The 17,500-nt window shown below is 49.9% G+C and carries 18 protein-coding genes; 6 read left to right on the top strand and 12 right to left on the bottom strand.

Annotated elements, in window-relative coordinates; translation table 11 throughout:
- Positions 1–96: 96 nt before the first annotated feature.
- The 4 genes from H6G50_RS04105 to H6G50_RS04090 form a co-directional block, all read right to left on the bottom strand.
- Positions 97–981: a DUF928 domain-containing protein gene (locus tag H6G50_RS04105; protein WP_190713550.1), complete on the bottom strand. Its 885-nt coding sequence runs from the start codon at positions 979–981 to the stop codon at positions 97–99.
- A 112-nt stretch (positions 982–1,093) separates the two neighbouring features.
- Complete coding sequence (locus H6G50_RS04100; protein ID WP_190713549.1) at positions 1,094–1,393, bottom strand: hypothetical protein; 300 nt, start codon at positions 1,391–1,393, stop codon at positions 1,094–1,096.
- A 37-nt stretch (positions 1,394–1,430) separates the two neighbouring features.
- Positions 1,431–2,201 (bottom strand): DUF928 domain-containing protein, encoded by a 771-nt coding sequence (locus H6G50_RS04095; protein WP_190713545.1) that lies wholly within the window; start codon positions 2,199–2,201, stop codon positions 1,431–1,433.
- A 270-nt stretch (positions 2,202–2,471) separates the two neighbouring features.
- Positions 2,472–4,304, bottom strand: a complete 1,833-nt coding sequence (locus H6G50_RS04090; protein ID WP_190713543.1) for a serine/threonine-protein kinase — start codon at positions 4,302–4,304, stop codon at positions 2,472–2,474.
- Between the two features lie 190 nt (positions 4,305–4,494).
- Here H6G50_RS04090 and H6G50_RS04085 point away from each other — a divergent pair, with 190 nt between their 5' ends.
- Positions 4,495–5,874 carry a ParA family protein gene (locus H6G50_RS04085; RefSeq protein ID WP_190713541.1) on the top strand — a complete coding sequence of 460 codons (1,380 nt, stop codon included), beginning with the start codon at positions 4,495–4,497 and terminating at the stop codon, positions 5,872–5,874.
- 106 nt (positions 5,875–5,980) lie between these two features.
- On the opposite strand, the gene H6G50_RS04080 is transcribed toward H6G50_RS04085, so the two are convergent.
- From H6G50_RS04080 to H6G50_RS04070, 3 genes are all read right to left on the bottom strand, one after another.
- Complete coding sequence (locus H6G50_RS04080) at positions 5,981–6,370, bottom strand: alr0857 family protein (protein WP_190713540.1); 390 nt, start codon at positions 6,368–6,370, stop codon at positions 5,981–5,983.
- 14 nt (positions 6,371–6,384) lie between these two features.
- Positions 6,385–6,885 (bottom strand): HNH endonuclease, encoded by a 501-nt coding sequence (locus tag H6G50_RS04075; RefSeq protein ID WP_190713538.1) that lies wholly within the window; start codon positions 6,883–6,885, stop codon positions 6,385–6,387.
- Positions 6,886–6,975: 90 nt separating this feature from the next.
- Positions 6,976–7,290, bottom strand: coding sequence for a hypothetical protein (locus H6G50_RS04070; RefSeq protein WP_190713536.1), 315 nt, complete (start codon positions 7,288–7,290; stop codon positions 6,976–6,978).
- A gap of 187 nt (positions 7,291–7,477) precedes the next feature.
- Here H6G50_RS04070 and H6G50_RS04065 point away from each other — a divergent pair, with 187 nt between their 5' ends.
- Positions 7,478–7,813, top strand: a complete 336-nt coding sequence (locus H6G50_RS04065; RefSeq protein WP_190713628.1) for a hypothetical protein — start codon at positions 7,478–7,480, stop codon at positions 7,811–7,813.
- A 151-nt stretch (positions 7,814–7,964) separates the two neighbouring features.
- Here H6G50_RS04065 and H6G50_RS04060 read toward each other — a convergent pair whose 3' ends face one another.
- On the bottom strand, positions 7,965–8,972 hold the full coding sequence (locus H6G50_RS04060; RefSeq protein WP_190713534.1) for a phosphoribulokinase: 1,008 nt from the start codon (positions 8,970–8,972) through the stop codon (positions 7,965–7,967).
- Positions 8,973–9,483: 511 nt separating this feature from the next.
- Here H6G50_RS04060 and petH point away from each other — a divergent pair.
- From petH to crcB (H6G50_RS04040), 4 genes are all read left to right on the top strand, one after another.
- Complete coding sequence (gene petH, locus H6G50_RS04055; protein ID WP_190713626.1) at positions 9,484–10,683, top strand: ferredoxin--NADP reductase; 1,200 nt, start codon at positions 9,484–9,486, stop codon at positions 10,681–10,683.
- Positions 10,684–10,995: 312 nt separating this feature from the next.
- Positions 10,996–12,882, top strand: a complete 1,887-nt coding sequence (ftsH2, locus tag H6G50_RS04050) for an ATP-dependent zinc metalloprotease FtsH2 (RefSeq protein ID WP_190713532.1) — start codon at positions 10,996–10,998, stop codon at positions 12,880–12,882.
- Between the two features lie 230 nt (positions 12,883–13,112).
- The gene (gene crcB / locus H6G50_RS04045; RefSeq protein ID WP_199302690.1) at positions 13,113–13,553 is read left to right on the top strand and encodes a fluoride efflux transporter CrcB; all 441 of its coding nucleotides are present in this window, start codon (positions 13,113–13,115) and stop codon (positions 13,551–13,553) included.
- Positions 13,554–13,767: 214 nt separating this feature from the next.
- Entirely contained in the window at positions 13,768–14,154 is a 387-nt protein-coding gene (gene crcB / locus H6G50_RS04040; protein ID WP_190713530.1) for a fluoride efflux transporter CrcB, read from the top strand.
- 208 nt (positions 14,155–14,362) lie between these two features.
- Here crcB (H6G50_RS04040) and H6G50_RS04035 read toward each other — a convergent pair whose 3' ends face one another.
- The 4 genes from H6G50_RS04035 to rpmG form a co-directional block, all read right to left on the bottom strand.
- Positions 14,363–14,734 carry a hypothetical protein gene (locus H6G50_RS04035; protein ID WP_190713528.1) on the bottom strand — a complete coding sequence of 124 codons (372 nt, stop codon included), beginning with the start codon at positions 14,732–14,734 and terminating at the stop codon, positions 14,363–14,365.
- A gap of 77 nt (positions 14,735–14,811) precedes the next feature.
- The gene (locus tag H6G50_RS04030) at positions 14,812–16,827 is read right to left on the bottom strand and encodes an RNB domain-containing ribonuclease (protein ID WP_190713526.1); all 2,016 of its coding nucleotides are present in this window, start codon (positions 16,825–16,827) and stop codon (positions 14,812–14,814) included.
- Between the two features lie 196 nt (positions 16,828–17,023).
- Complete coding sequence (rpsR, locus tag H6G50_RS04025) at positions 17,024–17,239, bottom strand: 30S ribosomal protein S18 (protein ID WP_190713524.1); 216 nt, start codon at positions 17,237–17,239, stop codon at positions 17,024–17,026.
- 37 nt (positions 17,240–17,276) lie between these two features.
- Positions 17,277–17,471 carry a 50S ribosomal protein L33 gene (rpmG, locus tag H6G50_RS04020; RefSeq protein WP_190713522.1) on the bottom strand — a complete coding sequence of 65 codons (195 nt, stop codon included), beginning with the start codon at positions 17,469–17,471 and terminating at the stop codon, positions 17,277–17,279.
- Between the last annotated feature and the right edge of the window lie 29 nt (positions 17,472–17,500).

Below are 17,500 nucleotides of genomic sequence, written 5' to 3'. Positions count from 1 at the left end.
CGATGGAGCATCGTGCTGAACCTTCTGCCCCCATCATACCGCAGATTTGCGCACCTTTCTCGCTTTCTAGGGGGCGATCGCGACAGGGAAGCCAGTCTACCAAAGTCCCTCAATAGGAGTGGAGGAATTTATCGCATTGGGTGCATTGGGCGCATTGGGCGAATCGGGCGATCGCATCGAATCGAGTTCCGATGCTTCTGCACCCATTTTTTCTTCTGATAATACGGGCGATTCTCCAAAGTAAGGCGCTCGGGCTAAATCCTCGAGTTGAACCGATTCGAGCAGCGTCTGCCATTCTTGGGGAGTAGTCTTGCTGGCTTCTCGAACCAGGGTCAAGGTTTCATTCCAAACCTTAGCTCTAGCGTAGATTTCTGCACGTTGTAAGGGCGTGCTAGCCTCTTGGAGTTGCTCGCTGTCTGCGGTACTCAGACTCGTGCGCTGAAACTGTCCTTCAACAAACGTTTGATCGTAGCCGGGAATTCCATTGGTCACATCGCAGAAAGGGGTAAAGGTCCAATGGTAAGTCTTGTTGGGTTCGAGCTTTGCACCGTTTAAGGAGAGCTTAACGATCCCGCGAGCATCGACCGGTTTGTTGGATAGGTCGAATCGCTCTAGGTAAACTTCTTGTTGTGTTGCAACATCAATAATCGAGACTTCTCCGCCTTCAATCTTGCTTTTGGGAATATACACGAAGAGGTTCGGGTCGGCGGCGACGGTGGTTCCAATGTTGTCAATCGGCATCAGGGCGGTTACGGAGGAAATTCCTTTGCCCTTTTCGATGTTGCACTCGCTGCGGGAAGCAGCACCCGTAGTACGAGCAGGTCGGCTGCCCCCAGAAGAGGGAAATCTAAGGCTAATTAGTTGTTCGATGCGGCTCGATGACTGCGGGGAGGCTGGAAGGTTGGTAAAGCCGAACAGGGCTGGGGACATCAGAAGGGCGATCGCGCCAGTCGCGAATCCCCATTTTTGCAATAACATCATATCAATCACCTCATTGTTAGGATATAGTCAAATCAATCGAGCCTTTTAATCCAGAAACGGAGCCGATGCGATCGCCTTCTCGCTCTCCTTCTTCAATGCTGACTTCAGCAAACTAAGCCGTTGTTTGAGGAAGAGAAACGCCAAGGTACGGAGCGGCGGCGAGCGTTGTACCGATGTTATCAAGCGGCATCAAAACGGTCGTACCGTGACTGATGCAGGGGCTTTTGTAATCACCAGGAGCCGTGCGCTCTGCCCCGTTAGCGCCGCAATCCCGGGGAAACTTAACGCTGATGAGTTGTTCGGTACTGTTCGCACTCACAGGAGATGAAGGGGCAGTAAACCCAAATAATGTTGGCAACAGCAGAACCGCGCTCGCACCCGGAGCGACCTTCGCGTTCCGAATTAACATCATTTTTATTCACCTCCTGTGAGGAAAACATACCATTGCATCAAGGGTTTGACTCGAGCAACGGAGCCGAATCTAGGTTGTTAAGATCGATGGAGTGCAATAACTCCGTCCACTCTCGAGGATTAGATGCACGCAAGGAGGACACGAGCGCTAAAGTTTCATTCCAAATCCCCGCTTGGGCGTACAATTTAGCTTGTTCTAAGGGAGTAGCCCCTTCCAGTTGCCGTCTCAAGTCCGCCGACAATTCCTTCGGCTCGAAGAGTCCCCAGACTTTTTCTGCCTTAGAAAAATCGTTGGCATCGCCACAGAATGCTGTGAAAGTCCACTTATACAACTTATTGGGTTCCAAGTTCGCCCCGTCTAGCTTCAAAGTTATAATTCCCGGATCCTCTTTAAGAGCAACAGGAATTACAAAATCGCTTTTGACGTACACTTCTTTAAATTCTTCCTCTGCAAACGCTACCTCTGCAATCACGACTTCAAGTCGTTTAGCATTGGTTTGAGGGATATAAATCGATAGAGAAGGGTTGGCTGCCACTGTCGTCCCGATATTACCAACCGGCATTATAGCCGTCATTCCGGGTTGACTATCCTTGCGGATCGTGCAAGTCCCGTTGCGGTTGCCCGCTCCGGTCGTTTGCCTGGGGCTGCCACTGTTGCCCGAAGCTTTGGGGAAGTTGACGCTAACCTCCCAAGCTGGCTGGGCGAGGGCGCTGAGTTGAGTCATACCGTTGCCATTCATCCACATCATAGAAGCGAGAAGGCTGACAAGGAGACCTCGAGAACGAATTGCTGTGTAGAAACCCACCATAACTCGATAACAGAATCTGAATGTTCTTTAGAGTGCTACCTCTGCGGAGCGCTTTTTTTCGGACGAGTTGGTTATACAAAGTCCGAGCGGGAATCCAAGGCCAAAAAATTCTCAGCCAGTTTTGGTATAATGCACCCCGACTGGTTGAGTTGACGGATTAACGGCAGTTTGAGTTCCCAGCGACGTGCTGCCTGTTCTTAGACTAACCTCGCTTTCGGTTTTTTGACAAGATTGGCATTCCGCTAGCTTCTGGGTGGAGTCGGGGTGGGTTTAAGGGGCGACTCGCAGATAAAGCGCGGGTAAAGGGTTGACTTTAGCTTTAATTTCTTGTTTTTGAGTGTATTCGGCGATTTTAGTTTGGGCGATCGCGCTAACGGAGGTATCTGGGGGTATCTGCTCGAGCCGCGAGATCGCTTCGGTAAATTGTCGGTTTTGGGCGAATTCGTAGGCTTCTTGCAGCAGGACGGCGGCGCGAACGCGTTGTTTGGATCGATATTCATTCAGTTTGTGCTGAATGCTGGCTCCTGTCGTCGTTTGGGGCGAAATTTGTTCGAGGTAGCCGATCGCGCGAGCGAAGTCTCGCTCTCGGGCGCGATTGAAGGCTTTATCGAGCAAGTTCTTGGCTTCTGCTTCTGCCCCTTCCTTGGCTTCTGCTATTAACGGCGCTAATTTCTCTTGCCAAAAAGCGATTTCGGGAAAGTTGTTCGCTTGAGTTAGTACGTCGTTCCAGTGTCGCTGCGCGACGGCTTGCTCGATTTCTTGGAAACGAGCCGATGCTTGTTGCCAATTTTTCTGCCACCGGCTGAGGGCGGCTTGAGAATCTTTATAGGAATAACTTTCCGGGGGAATGGCTTTGGCCAGAGCGATCGCGCGATCGAATTCGCCCTTCTGATAAGCGTTACGGGCGCTAGAAAGTAATTGTTCGCCCGGATCGGCGTTATCGACATTGCTAATTGCGTGCATTCCCAACGCGATCGCCGCCGTGTTAACCGCTGCAATTGTTACGCTGGTACTGACGAAAAAGGGAAACTGGGGCAGGCGAATGTTACTGAAAGGGTTGGGATGCGTCTGACTCACCGCCACGGCAACTCCAGCCGGACCAATACTCGCATTAAAGGAAACATCGAGTTGCTCTCGTTCTGCTGTGGCGCTTTCGCTCTGCGTTTCGATAACTTCTTCGAGCCAAGCTCGGTTAGCCGCTAAAGTTGTTAAGGGTGTCGGGCTGTTTGAAGGGGTGGAGAGCAAGATATCCGCTCCCGTCTCGATCTCCTCGATCGCTTCTAAAACGGCTTGAGCAGATGGATAGCGCTGTTGCAGGTCAGAGCGCACCATTTGCTGTAATATCTGCTCGAAGGGAGTATCTTGGCGCTGCCAGCCGCTCGGCTCGCCGCGATCGATATCCAGTTGAAGTCGAACCGGATCTTGTCCGGTGAGTATTTCAATTGCGATCGCGCCGAGGGCGTAAATATCGCTACTGGGAACGGGTTTGCCGTTTAACAGTTCGGCGGCGAGGTAGCCCGATGGACTCACAGCAATTGCAGAACGGGCGGATGGTTCCTCAGACGACAAGCGTACCGGCTGGGCGTTGCCAAAATCAATTAACACCCACCGAGCGTCTTCAGAGCGCTGAATCAGGTTGTTCGGCTTGAGATCGCAGTGAATGATGCCGCACTCGTGAAGGAAGTCGAGAATGCTGAGAACGTCTTTAAGGAGCGAGATTGCGACTCTCTCTCGTTGTAGGCGATCGCACTGTTTTAACACCGAAAGGTAGTCGGCGAGGGTTTGCCCCGCGATCGCTTCTTGAACTAAGTACCATCCCCCCTCTAGCTCGAACGCATCGATGAACTGAGGAATTTGCGGATGCTGTCCCACGGTTTTTAAAATGCGAGCTTCCGCGATAAAAGCTTGCTGGCTGGCACGAACCAGATGGACGAGATCGCTGCGGCGCGGATAATGTTTGAGAGCATATTGCGGCTGGGCGGGATCGAGCAAGTCGCAAACTGCGTAAGTCTGACCGAAAGCCCCACGGCCCAAAACTTGTAGAATTTGATAGCGCTCTCGCAGAATTTGTCCGACTAAAGGATAATTAATTTTTGTCTTCACCTAAACTTCGACCCCCATGACCGATATGCGTAGTGCTTCCTAGTCTTTCCGATGCAGGGGAGGTTCTTCCGGAAGGAATGGATGCTCCGAAAAAATACTGGGTTTTTTGCCGCTTGGCACGACGCTAAATCGTGCCTGTATACTCAAACTGAAGGGTTCAACCGCACTAGAGGAGTTTCATTTCATTAAGATGTCCGATGTTAACTGGCAGCAGATTTTCCGGCATCTGCCTCAAGACGCTACAGAGTCTCTGGTTTGCAGCGATTTTGTCGAGCCGCTGTTGCAAGAACTCGGCTTCTCTCGCTGGGAGTGGTTTCCGGAGTTCCCCACGCATCCCGGCGAACGCCCCGTTCATTATGCGGCTCGTAAGAGTCAGACGGAAATTATTTTCGCGAATCATCCGGAGGAACCCGAACTTTTAGTTGAAGTTCGAGGGCGTGCCGAATCGACGGGAGACGCGATCGATTTTTCTTCGGCGACTCCTCAATATCAAGAAGCGCGATCGCAACTCGCCCGACATCTCTGTGCCGCTAATTGCAAAACAGCGATTTGGGGCATCCTCACGAATGGCGATCGGATTCAACTGTTTCGCAAACACGGAAAAGTCGTTTTTCCGGTGACTTCCATTTTGGAAATTAAACGGTCTAATATCGAGACAATTATCGGCGGATTGAATGCTTTAATTGCGTCTCCCCCGCGCGCGCTGACCGTGAGTTTATACAACGATAAAGGCGGTGTTGGCAAAACAACGACTACGGTTAATTTAGCCGCAGCCTTAGCTTGGACGTATCAGAAAAAAGTTCTGGTTATTGATTTCGATCCCCAGCAGTCCGACCTCACCGATATTCTTAATGTTCGAGCGGGAGTGATTAAACTATCGGATTGTATGCTCAGTCGTAAGTTTGAGATTGAGGAAACAATTCAACAGTATCATGTTAAATCGTTGAAGGATGAGCGGTTAATTCCAATTTTTGATTGTATTCCTTCCGATCCCGAACTCGAAGCTTATACGGATCTATTTCAACAGGCAAAGGTACAAGGCGGAATTACTCGCTTGCAGCGATTGCTTTCTCCCCTTGTTTCGCAATACGATTATATTTTGATCGACAGTCCGGCGAACTGGACTTTTTACAGCCAAAGCTGCGTTTACGCTTCCGATGTCGTCTTGATTCCCACTCAACACGATAATTTTTCTTCTTTGAAGAATGCGATTAAAGTTATTCAATCTTATATCCCAGAAATTCAAAAAAGGCGCGATGATGGCAGACCGATAGCTTTGCCACTTTTCTTTAATTCTTATCGTTCTAATGGCAGTGTTTTTAAAAAGACACAAACGGAGCTTGACAAGATTATAGAAATTTTAAGCAAATACAGTCAGGAAGAGGAACAGGATTTAGGCAAATATTTTTATTTTCAAACGGGTACGGAGAGCGATAACAGAACCGTTTTTACGATTCCTCAAAGCGATATCGTTTCGCGATCGAATTTCTCTCATTTACCGGCGGCTTTGATCGATAAAAAAGCGAGAGCTTATTATGGCGCTTTAGTGAAAACGTATTTTCTGGCGTAGAAAGTAGAGGATTATCGGCACGAACGCGCGCGATCGCCCTTTTGTTTTCCCTTAAATTCGGAACGCAAATAAAAAGACGCACTTGCAAAGCGAGTGCGCCTCAATCTCAATCGCGGAGGGCGGAGGCGAGAGATTGCGCCTCCTGCCAGAGTTTAAAAAGGAAAAACTCGACGCGATCGCTTAATGCGGTTACGAAGGCTCCTTCTTCGCCGTCGGGCGCGGAAGAAACCCAAGTCCCGTTCAGGCTAACTTCGATATATTCTTCATCGCAAACCGCCAGCGCGATACTATCGCCCTCTTCGCGCATCGCCAGCGCTTCGAGTTCTTTGAGATAGGGCAGATCGATCGGCAGGAGGAAAGAAGCCGTCGTCGGTTCGACGCAAATTGCCGTTGCCGATCGCATCGCGACGAGGACTCGCACTTCTACCCAATCTTCCAGCGATTGAGCCAACCGTTCGAGATCGAATCCGTTTTCCAGATAGGTGAGTTTCAGCATTGTTTTCTCTCCTGCTATTCCAGGTTAACTTGCTGTTCGCGCCAGAACTGGTCGGCAAAGGTAACAGCGGGGTGGGGTGGGGCTTGGGGGCGACAGCGAAGGTTCATTCCCACTTGCTGGGGAGTGCGATCGCCTTTTTGGGAGTTGCACCGCTCGCAAGCAGTAACTACGTTGTCCCAGGTGTGTTTTCCGCCCTTGGAACGGGGAATTACGTGGTCGAGCGTTAACTTTTTGGTGCTGCCGCAGTATTGGCAGCGGTGTGCGTCTCGTCGCAGCACTTCCCGACGATTCACCGGCGGCACTTTCCAAGTTCGTTCGCCGCTATTAACGAGCAGGCGAATGTGCTGGGGGACGGGGAAGATTTGCGTTGGCGATCGCACCAACCACGGTTCCCGGACTAGAAAATCAACCGGCTCGGCTTTTCCGGAAACTAACAGAACCAAGGCGCGACGGATATTAACGCGACTGATCGGTAGATAGTTTTTAGAAAATACGACAACGGACTGACTTAACATTTCGGCGCTCCTTGGCTCGAATCGGTTAAAACTAAAAACCCCCGCATCCTGGGAGGAACAGCGGGGGTACTACAAACCGACTACAGGGTTTTAGTTTATTATCGGTACAGTCGCTTGGGACTCGTACCTCCCGCTGGTTTGATTAACTTCAGGTTCTAAATTTCCGAAGCCGTGATAATGGCGATCGTTGCTCGATCTAATACTGGGTTGATTGGGTTTGGCATCTGCCATCCGCGTCCGACCTATGCACTCGCCCCCAACCCACAAAAAATCCCAATCCTTTGTCGCCGACGATCCCGGTCTGAGAGCGGAGGCAAAGTGTTGGGCGGTTAGGACGGTAAGGTTTTTCACTGAAGGCGTTCTTGAAATTAAAGGTTTAAGGATTTGATAACGGGTTTTTTTCAAAGGCGCTCGCTGGCGCTTCGGAGTAAGCTACAAGCGGGGGCAACGCGATTCCGGAAACCAAGCTCTAAAAAATCGATCTTTTTTTTGAGAGCGAGTGTAGGAATTTCTCGAGACTCTTGAAATTCCCCGCTCTTTAATACTACACTTGTATTATCGCAATGTCTAGTATTTTTGGAGAAAAAAAATGATGCGTACCCTGACTCGAACTTCAACCACCGATATGGAAGTGACTAGCATCCGCTTGGAAAGAGACCTCAAAGACAAACTCAAAGAACTCTCTGGCGGTACGGGATACCAAGCGCTGATTCGAGATGTACTGTGGAATTACGTCCAGCAAAAGTCCGGCTCTTATCGACCTCAATTTTCGCAAGCCGATATCCGCGCCTCAATTGAAGCGATCGCGAACAGGGACGAACGCTGCGTACTGACGGGTAAGTTTATTGCTGAAAAAGAGCCAATGATGTTAGGTTTGACTGCAAACGGCGACTTGGTGCCGCTCAGTCTCGATAGTCTCGACGATTAACAGCCCTTCGGCGCGATCGCCGCAACAAAAGCCCCGGCTCCTCTGTTAGAAAGAAACGAGGAACCGGGGCGCGCTGTATCTTAGTGTTTTATTCGACCTTGCGACTTGTTGGTTATGTAACGAAGTGCGGGATTCAGGGAATGTTTCGAGCTTAAACCGCTGCTACGACCTTTTCTTCCACACTGCTCGCCGTCAGGTTTTGATACGCTTCTCGCATTTTGAGACCGACCAAAACTTGGAACAAGCCCGAGCCATTGTTGGAACCCGGGTAATCCTTATGCGCGAGCAACAACTCGGTCATTTCGCCGTAATGTTTCGTCGCCGTATTGCTCAGATGACTTTCGATGTAAATCATCTCTTCGAGGTTATCAAACTCGCCATCCACTTCGAGAATCGAAACTTCGTTGCCCATGTAGCTATCCGGGCCGTAGTAGAGCTTAATGCCGGGATAAGAACAAGTCAACTTACGACCGCACGGTCTCCAATCGATGGTCGAACCTTCGTCGAAGAGATAAACGGGGCGGAAATGGGGTTTGCCTTCTTGTTGGATCAGGCGAACCCGCAGATACCTGCTTTCCTTGTCTTCAATCAACTGCGTTGGCACGATTTGAATGACGACATCTGCATACTGCTTCTGCGGTTCGATATAGGCGCTGAAATCCGGTCGTCTGGCATTAATCGAAGCCAATACGTCCTCGTAGGTATGACCGCGCTCGGCCATATCGCGCTGAATTTTCCAGTTGATTTTGACCTCATCGCTAATGTCGAGGTAAACGCTGAAATCGAGCAGACTGCGCACGCGCTCGTCAAACAAAGGATGAAGCCCTTCAACCACGATCACTTTATTGGGATCGATCCGCTCCGGCGGGTCGATCTCTCCGGTTTCATGATTGTAGATGGGTTTATCGATCGCTTTGCCTTCTTTAAGCGCCTTAATCTGTTCGTACATCAAGTCGAAGTTATTAGCCTTGGGGTCGAGTGCAGTCACCCCCGCCGCTTTTCTTCCCTTGCGATCGAGACTGTGATAGTCGTCCAGACAAATCACCGTCATAAATTCGTCACCAAATAAATCCGTCAAGCGGCGCAAAAAGGTGGATTTACCGCATCCAGAGTCACCAGCGACTCCAATGAGAACCACGCGATCCGATTGAGATACCATAGCTTCCCTCTAAACACAAAACTGATTTTCTTAAATCGCGCCAAGCAGGGGAGAATCTGCCCTCCGCACCGAAATATCTCCGGCTTGCTGGATTTCCCGCCCGTAAATTTACACAACGAACCTAGTAAGTCTTTAATACTAGATACTTATTGAGAAATTGTACCAAAACAGGAGTTCTCCTACAAGGTCGAGCGAGCGGGAAAAAATTTTGCCCCGTACCTATGCTACGGTAGCTCGAGCCGTTTTGATAAAGAAAATATAAAATTGCTTAAATCTTTACAGTATGCCTTTCGAGTTCGGGCTAGTCTCAACTACAGAAAATCTCTAGAAATTTTGCCTCTCAAGACCGACCGCAGCAACTCGAGCGGCTACCAGTGGTAGTCTGAAGTTATACGGACTTGTCTCGACTGCGACGCACCCCTTCGATCTCGAGATCGCCATTAACGATTTGGGGAGCGCCAGTGCTGGGACACATAACATTCAATCCGAGTTGGGAGATCCTTAAGTAGTGATGTATAGTTCTAGCGCGGCTGGTACTTATCCCGGTAATACAACCTTTAGCAGCCGATTGTTCGTCTACGAAGTGGAAGGTCTGAGTCAGAACGAACAAACCGATCGAGCAGGCTACCCCATTCGTCAGAGTGGTACGATTCAATTGCTCGTTCCCTATGGACGCATGAATCAGGAAATGCGGCGAATTACCCGCTTGGGAGGCAAAATTGTCAGCATCAAGCCGTTTGATGCGGATTATAAACCTCAAGCGCGGCCGGCGAAGCCCGCACCCAAGAGCGAACCTATGACTCAAGCCAAGGCCAAATCAGAAGCTAAATCCGAAGATATTCCGGTTAATCTTTATAAGCCCAAAAACCCTTACATGGGCAAGTGTCTGGAGAATTACGAGCTAGTTGCCCAAGGGGGACAGGGAACAGTCCGCCATTTAACATTTGACCTCTCTCAAGGCAACCTGCGTTATCTGGAAGGTCAAAGTATCGGTATCGTTCCGCCGGGACAAGATGATAAGGGCAAACCTCATAAACTGAGATTGTACTCGATCGCTTCGACCCGTCACGGCGATCGCGTGGACGATGAAACCGTCTCCCTGTGCGTGCGCCAACTGGAGTACAAGCACCCGGAAACGGGCGAAACCGTCTACGGGGTTTGCTCGACTTATTTGTGCAACCTCGAAGTCGGTGCTGATGTCGCCATTACTGGACCTGTGGGTAAAGAGATGCTTCTCCCCCACGATGAAGATGCCACCATCATCATGCTGGCAACGGGAACGGGGATTGCGCCTTTCCGCGCCTTCCTCTGGCGGATGTTTAAAGAACAGAACGAAGGTTACAAGTTCAAAGGTTTAGCTTGGTTGATCTTCGGGGTTCCTTACACGGCCAATATTCTCTATAAAGAAGAACTCGAGAAAATGGCGGCGGAATTCCCCGATAACTTCCGCCTCACCTATGCTATCAGTCGCGAACAAAATGCAGCCGATGGCGGCAAAATGTACGTTCAGAGTCGCGTCAGCGAAAACGCCGACGAACTGTTCGAGATGCTGCAAAAACCGAAGACGCACGTTTATATGTGCGGTTTGAAGGGAATGGAACCGCCGATTGGCGAAACTTTCACGAATGAAGCGTCGAAGCGCGGTATGAATTGGGATGAGTTCCGCAAGCAACTGAAGAAGGAAGAACGCTGGCACGTTGAAGTTTACTAAGATGCCCGTTTCGTTTTTCGTCGCTTAAGAAACTTAAATTTTGCTTGACGATGCGCCTCTTTTCTGAGTGGGAAGAGGCGTATTTTCAATGCTTGTCGGCAATATTTAGATTGTCTTCCCGAGCCTACCCGGGCTTAAATCGACTCCCCCTTCGCCCCCATCGGGTTGCGAGAAAACTGAAAATTAGGTTAAATTTAATTAAGCTTGAGATGCAATTTAGGCATTTTTGGGTAATAGAACCCTCGCTCGTTGGGTTAAAACGCCAAATTTCTTAAGAAAATCCATCGACAGACCTTATAGAACTTATACAAAATGAAAATTTCCTGGAAAGTAATCCTTCTGTGGTCCCTACTTCCCCTCTTAATCGGCTTCTTTGTCTGGCAGGGAGCCTTTTCCCCGGCGGCGGGTAATATGGGCAATAACGCCGCGAGTACGCGCATGACTTACGGTCGCTTCCTAGAATACCTGGATGCAGAACGAATTGTGGGGGTCGATCTTTACGAAGGAGGGCGTACCGCGATCGTCCAAGCGCTAGATCCGCAACTCGACAACCGCATTCAACTGCTGCGCGTCGATCTGCCCGGAAACGCACCGGATCTAATCGCCAAGCTTAGAGATAAGAACGTCGCCCTAGAATCTCACCCTGCGCGCAATGACAGCGCTTTGTGGGGATTTTTAGGGAACTTAATCTTCCCGGTGCTGTTACTCGGCGCGCTGCTGTTCCTATTCCGCCGTTCTAGCAATATTCCCGGCGGTCCGGGACAAGCGATGAGTTTCGGCAAGTCGCGCGCGCGTTTCATGATGGAAGCGAAGACGGGCGTAATGTTTGACGACGTAGCGGGGATTGAAGAGGCGAAGGAAGAACTGCAAGAAGTTGTGACTTTCCTCAAGCAACCGGAACGCTTTACGGCAGTCGGCGCGCGCATTCCCAAGGGTGTTTTGCTCGTCGGGCCTCCGGGAACGGGTAAAACGCTGCTAGCTAAAGCGATCGCGGGCGAAGCGGGCGTTCCTTTCTTCAGCATCTCCGGTTCGGAATTTGTCGAAATGTTCGTCGGTGTCGGTGCGTCGCGGGTGCGCGATTTGTTTAAGAAAGCGAAGGAAAATGCACCTTGCTTGATCTTTATCGATGAAATCGATGCAGTCGGTCGCCAGCGCGGTGCTGGGATTGGCGGCGGTAACGACGAACGCGAACAAACCCTCAACCAACTGTTAACGGAAATGGACGGCTTTGAGGGCAATACGGGGATTATTATTATCGCGGCGACGAACCGACCGGATGTGTTGGATGCGGCGCTGTTGCGTCCGGGACGTTTCGACCGTCAGGTGACGGTGGATGCGCCGGATTTGAAAGGTCGCGTGAAGGTATTGGAAGTTCACGCGCGCAATAAGAAGCTAGCATCGGAAATTTCGATTGAAGCGATCGCGCGACGGACTCCCGGATTTACGGGCGCAGATTTGGCAAACTTGCTCAACGAAGCGGCAATTTTAACCGCGCGGCGGCGCAAAGAGGCGATGACGATGTTAGAAATCGACGATGCGGTCGATCGCGTCATTGCGGGGATGGAAGGTACGCCGTTGGTGGATAGTAAGAGTAAGCGTTTGATTGCTTACCACGAAGTCGGTCACGCGATCGTCGGTACTCTCTTAAAAGACCACGATCCGGTACAAAAAGTCACCTTAATTCCGCGCGGACAAGCGCAAGGTTTGACCTGGTTCACTCCCGGCGAAGAACAAGGATTGACGACGCGGGCGCAATTAATGGCGCGTATTGCGGGCGCAATGGGCGGACGCGCGGCGGAAGAAGAAATCTTCGGCGATGCGGAAGTCACGACGGGTGCAGGCGGCGACTTGCAGCAAACGACGGCGTTAGCGCGGCAAATGGTCACGCGCTTCGGGATGAGCGATTTGGGGCCGATTTCCCTTGAAGATCAAGCCGGAGAAGTATTTTTAGGCAATAGTTTGGTTTCGCGTTCTGAATATTCTGAAAAGATCGCGACTAAAATTGACGATCGCGTTCGTTCGATTGCCGAAGAAGGACATCAAATCGCTCGTCAAATTATTCGGGATCATCGCGCCGCAGTTGATCGCTTGGTCGATCTGTTAATTGAGAAGGAAACGCTCGATGGCGACGAGTTCCGCCAAATCCTTTCGGAATATGCAGATATTCCTGAAAAGGAACAGTTCGTACCGAAACTGTAACGCGAGTAGCAGGCGAACTTGCGAGCTAGATGCGCTTGCTCTGTAAATAGCAATAACCCCAGTTTCTTGCTTTCAAAGCTCGAGAAACTGGGTTTTCAATTCACTGTAGGAGCAACCCGCATCTTAACATTCCGCTCGGATATTAACAGATCGAGCTAAATATTCTGGCGTTGTTTGAGTTCCCCGACCAGTCGGGACTGTTAGCGCACATCCAGGGAGTATTAGTTAAGTTGAGTCTCAAAGATATTGTTAAGGGAAGTGCGCGCTTTCGCCCGATCGCTGCGATTTCACTCGGCGCGATCGCGGGTTCCTTAAGCCGTTACTATTTGGGTTTAGGAATTGCCAATATTTTAGGGACTCAATTCCCTTATAGCACTTTAATCGTTAACATCACGGGCTGCTTAATGATGGGATTTTTAGCAACAATATTGCTCTCAAAATCCCTACGCTTTTATCCCGATCTACGTTTATTTCTTTTGACGGGATTTCTCGGCTCTTACACGACATTTTCGAGCTACGAACTCGAAAGTATTACGCTGTTAAACGAGCAGAAATTAGGCGGTTTTGGTGTTTATTGGGCGGGCAGTTTTTTGCTTGGATTTGTCGCTCTGAAAGGAGGAATCTTTATCGCAAGAAAAAGTTTGAAAATAAAAAATAATACTCAAAGCTGAATGCCTCTTCAGCAGTCAAAACCCGCCCTCTTCATGTTAAGGTTATTTTCGTCAACCTACTTATACCAATTCTCATTGATTTTGCACGATTCCCGAAGAGGGCATAACATTGTTATGCCCCGGAGAGCAAAAAATTTAGTGCATCGCGATTTGGAATTGGTATTAGGGCTATAGTTTTAGTAATAGGTGCATCAGAACTTAACCAACAAGTCGTATGAATTCTCCCTTTCTCGTTCCTTTTTGGATCGCGCTCGGCGCTATTCCCGGAGCGCTAAGCCGCTACTATATCGCGATATTTAGTGCCAAAAAAATTGACGCTCGTTTTCCTTATGGAACTTTAATCGTGAATTTGTCGGGCGCATTTTTAATAGGTTTTGCTAGCCAACTCTTATCAGCAATGGTTGCAAGCCAAGCGCTAAAATTATTTGTATTAGTGGGATTTTTGGGGTCTTATACGACATTTTCAACGTATGAATTAGATGCTGATGTGTTATTTGAGGTGGGCGAACCCAAGCAAGCTTTTCTGTATTGGTTGGGTAGTCCGGTTTTCGGTGCGATTTGTATTGGACTAGGAGCGTTAGTCGCACAAAAACTGTTTTAATTGATAGCGATAAACTCCATACCACGATCCATTATCGAATGCCACTGACTTAAGGCTGGTGGGCGCTGCCCACCCTACAAAATATCAAGGCTGTGGGCGATTTTTCAACTCTTATTTCAGTGCCATTCATCCATTATCAATTGTCAATTTTAAAGGAGGCTTTGCCTCAAGAGAGCAATCAATTTGTACGAACGTTGTCCATTATCAATTATTCAGTTTGCCAGATGCGTTGGAGGAATCGATGCAACTGCGGGCGAATAAGGTTAGTCTCCCGAATGACGGTGCTACTTGCTTCGAGTTCGACGATGAGGGGAATGACTTCAGTATCGATCGCGGCTCGAAAAAAGCGATCGGGCCAGACTAAATCGGAAGCACTACGCAAATCGTAGATTTTGTCAAGTTCAAACTCGTTAAAGATTGCTAAGAGTAAAGGACGTACCCAACACATCTGGCGATCGGGAATGATTTGAATAACCTCGGCGTAGAGGTATGTCTTCTCAGCCTCCAGGCAAACAATTTGAGAAGTATTAAAGCGATCGCTTGAGGAAGAGGGGGAGAGGGGGGGAGGGGAGGAGTTCATAGGGCGGAAAGCGCCTACCCGCTTTAATTCAGGGCTATTCGTTCAAAATTCAAAATAACACATCTAAAATCCAAAGGTTAAATCATCGATGCCGCCGCTTCTTCGGGCAAACATTCCCGGAAGCGAATGAAATCTTGCCTCGGGTCGGCACTAGCAACGCGAACATTCAAACGCTCGCCTAAGTTAGCGTTGCGATTAAAGCGGTGCGGCAGTTCCAAGCCCAAATCTTCTAACAAAATCAAAGCGAGGTTATTATCTTCTTGCAACCAACGTAGCATCAAGGCAGTCCAAACGCGATCGCTGTGACGGCGCAGGTATTCCAACCCCCAATAACGATTGGTTTGTCGTTCCACTAACGTGGCTTCGTAAGCCGAAGAAGTAACGCTAAAGATCAATTCTTGCAGTTGCGACGGCTCGAAGGGCAGCGGTTCTCCTCGCAGGTGGGCTTTGAGTTGAAAGTGCGCCAGCAAATCGGTGTAGCGGCGAATCGGCGAGGTGACTTGGGTGTAAATTTCGAGACCTAAACCGGCGTGGCGATTGGGCGTAATTCCCATCTCGCTGCGCGGCATCCGGCAACGCATGGCGCAAAAGCGAACCGGCCCGGCGGGAAGCAGTAAAAGTTCTTCTTCCGGGGGCAGTTCGGGTTGTGCTTGTCCGCGAAAGGGTAGGGGAATATTATGTTCGAGGGCGTAGCGTCCGGCGATTTCCCCGGCGAGGATCATCATTTCGGCGACGAGTTGGCGCGATCGCGAATCGTCCAATAAATCGATCTCGATTTCTTCGTTGCCTTTAACCTTAATCGAGGCTTCCGGCATCCGGATGTCAATCGAACCTTGGGAATGTCGCCACGAACGGCGCAAATCAGCCAGCGTCGCCAGTCGTTCGATTTCCGGCTCTGCGGTAATGCCCAACTCCAGCATCTCGTCTACATCGTCGTAGGTGAGGCGATAGGTCGGTTTAATCAGACTGGCATGAATGCTGTAGTCGAGGACTGCTCCGGTATTATCGAGCGTCGTACTAAAACTGAGGGCAGAACAAACTTGTCCTTGCACTAAACTCATCGGCCCAGTCGCTAAAGCTTCGGGGAACATGGGGATCGTTCCCGTCGGCAGGTAAAGGCTGGTACTGCGGCGGCGCGCTTCTAGGTCGAGATCGTCGCCAATCGCCACTAAACGGGTGGGGTCGGCGATGTGAATCCAGAGTTTTGCCGTTCCCCCTTCGAGAAATTCAACGCTCAAACCGTCATCGATCTCGCGGGTGCTTTCGTCATCGATGGTATACACTTTTAGATGCGTTAAATCGAGCCGATCGCGTTCGGAATCCGGTGGAGGAGACTGCAAGCGTTGCTGAGCCACGTCGAGAACCTTTTGAGGAAAGTAAGTCGGAAAAGAGCTACGGCGCAGAAATAGATTTTCGTGGGGACTCCAGCGACCGAGTTCTACTAACAACTCTAAGGCAGTTTGGGGACTTGCAGTGCGTCCCAAGGCTTCTAAAAGTTCTTGAGCGAGACGATGGGTTTGTTCGGGATAGAGGACGAGTTTTTCGATCGCTTCTAAGCGCGCGCGATCGCTCTCTTGCCACTCTACCGCTTCTCCCGCTAAGGCTTCGCGCACCCGATTGAAAAATCCTTCCTTTTCCCGAAGGCGTTCTCGTTCGACTTCTTGTTGATGCTTGATTTCAGCAACCTGAGTTGCAGAGCGCGGTTCGTAATGTTCTGCTTTTTTCTTGAAATAAACCTTATCGTCCGCCAAAAGCAAATGCGCGGCATAACACAGCGACGGACTCGTATCGGAAAAGAGTAACTGGGCGAGTTCTCCGGGGGTGACTCCCGTCCCGTCTTCTACCAGTAACTCCCAAGCCACTTCTAAACTGGAAGGATCGAGATAATCTTCAATTCCCGCTCGCAACGCCGTTAGCTCTGTCGGCTTGCAAATCTCGCCTTCGATCGCGTACTCAATGCGCTGAGGGGGAAGGGAATGCGCCTGACCTCGCTCGTCGATAACGATCCATTTTTTTTTGCCTTCCGGACGGTCGATAACGGCCAGACGGCGTTCTCCTTGGACTCTAAATTCGATCGGCGTTCCCTTCTCCACTGATTTTGCGCTTCCTCATGTGCAATGTTGCATTCCGCGATCGCGACACCCATCGGTGTCTATCGGTTTCGAGCGACTGTTTAAAAATGTCACAAACTGCCCTCATACAGCAGCATTGTAAATTTTTTTGGCTCTATTGCGTTCGGAGCGAACCTCCGAATTCAACCCTCAAAATTTTGACTTTTCCGCAGCCAAACTAGCCTTCAGCGTTAACGTAAGGCAGCAGTGCCAGATAGCGCGCTTGTTTGATGGCTGTGGTTAAATCTTTTTGCTGTTGGCAGGTCAGGTTCGTAATCCGACGCGGCAGAATCTTGCCTCGCTCGGTGATAAATTTGCGTAGCAGTTCCACATCTTTATAATCGATGGGGTCGCCCGGTTTGATGGGGGAAAGACGTTTGCGAAAGTAAGCCATAGTTGAAATAAATGGATATCTGGATGAAACGGGGAAATTACTTGATTTCTTTATGAACCGTGTGCTTGTTGCAGTGCGTGCAGAACTTTTTCAGTTCTAGCCGCGCTGTCGTGTTGCGACGGTTTTTGCTGGTGGTGTAGCGGGAAACGCCGTTGGAACGCTTGTCGGGATTGGTTCGACATTCGGTGCATTCCAGCGTGATAATCAGTCTTACGCCCTTTTTGCTGGCCATGTTCTAACTTATACGACCTCGATCGAATT

The sequence above is a fragment of the Oscillatoria sp. FACHB-1406 genome (genome assembly GCF_014698145.1).
Classification (GTDB): Bacteria; Cyanobacteriota; Cyanobacteriia; order Cyanobacteriales; family Spirulinaceae; genus FACHB-1406.
This window is presented reverse-complemented; position numbering and strand designations above follow the sequence as displayed.

Bases quoted from the DNA above. Each gene is read 5' to 3' on its own strand.
- H6G50_RS04060 (WP_190713534.1), bottom strand. From the start codon at position 8,972: ATGGTATCTCAATCGGATCGCGTGGTTCTCATTGGAGTCGCTGGTGAC.
- H6G50_RS04105 (WP_190713550.1), bottom strand. From the start codon at position 981: ATGATGTTATTGCAAAAATGGGGATTCGCGACTGGCGCGATCGCCCTT.
- H6G50_RS04100 (WP_190713549.1), bottom strand. From the start codon at position 1,393: ATGATGTTAATTCGGAACGCGAAGGTCGCTCCGGGTGCGAGCGCGGTT.
- H6G50_RS04085 (WP_190713541.1), top strand. From the start codon at position 4,495: ATGTCCGATGTTAACTGGCAGCAGATTTTCCGGCATCTGCCTCAAGAC.
- rpsR (WP_190713524.1), bottom strand. From the start codon at position 17,239: ATGGCTTACTTTCGCAAACGTCTTTCCCCCATCAAACCGGGCGACCCC.
- petH (WP_190713626.1), top strand. From the start codon at position 9,484: ATGTATAGTTCTAGCGCGGCTGGTACTTATCCCGGTAATACAACCTTT.
- H6G50_RS04095 (WP_190713545.1), bottom strand. From the start codon at position 2,201: ATGGTGGGTTTCTACACAGCAATTCGTTCTCGAGGTCTCCTTGTCAGC.
- crcB (WP_190713530.1), top strand. From the start codon at position 13,768: ATGAATTCTCCCTTTCTCGTTCCTTTTTGGATCGCGCTCGGCGCTATT.
- H6G50_RS04080 (WP_190713540.1), bottom strand. From the start codon at position 6,370: ATGCTGAAACTCACCTATCTGGAAAACGGATTCGATCTCGAACGGTTG.
- ftsH2 (WP_190713532.1), top strand. From the start codon at position 10,996: ATGAAAATTTCCTGGAAAGTAATCCTTCTGTGGTCCCTACTTCCCCTC.
- H6G50_RS04075 (WP_190713538.1), bottom strand. From the start codon at position 6,885: ATGTTAAGTCAGTCCGTTGTCGTATTTTCTAAAAACTATCTACCGATC.
- H6G50_RS04035 (WP_190713528.1), bottom strand. From the start codon at position 14,734: ATGAACTCCTCCCCTCCCCCCCTCTCCCCCTCTTCCTCAAGCGATCGC.
- rpmG (WP_190713522.1), bottom strand. From the start codon at position 17,471: ATGGCCAGCAAAAAGGGCGTAAGACTGATTATCACGCTGGAATGCACC.
- H6G50_RS04065 (WP_190713628.1), top strand. From the start codon at position 7,478: ATGCGTACCCTGACTCGAACTTCAACCACCGATATGGAAGTGACTAGC.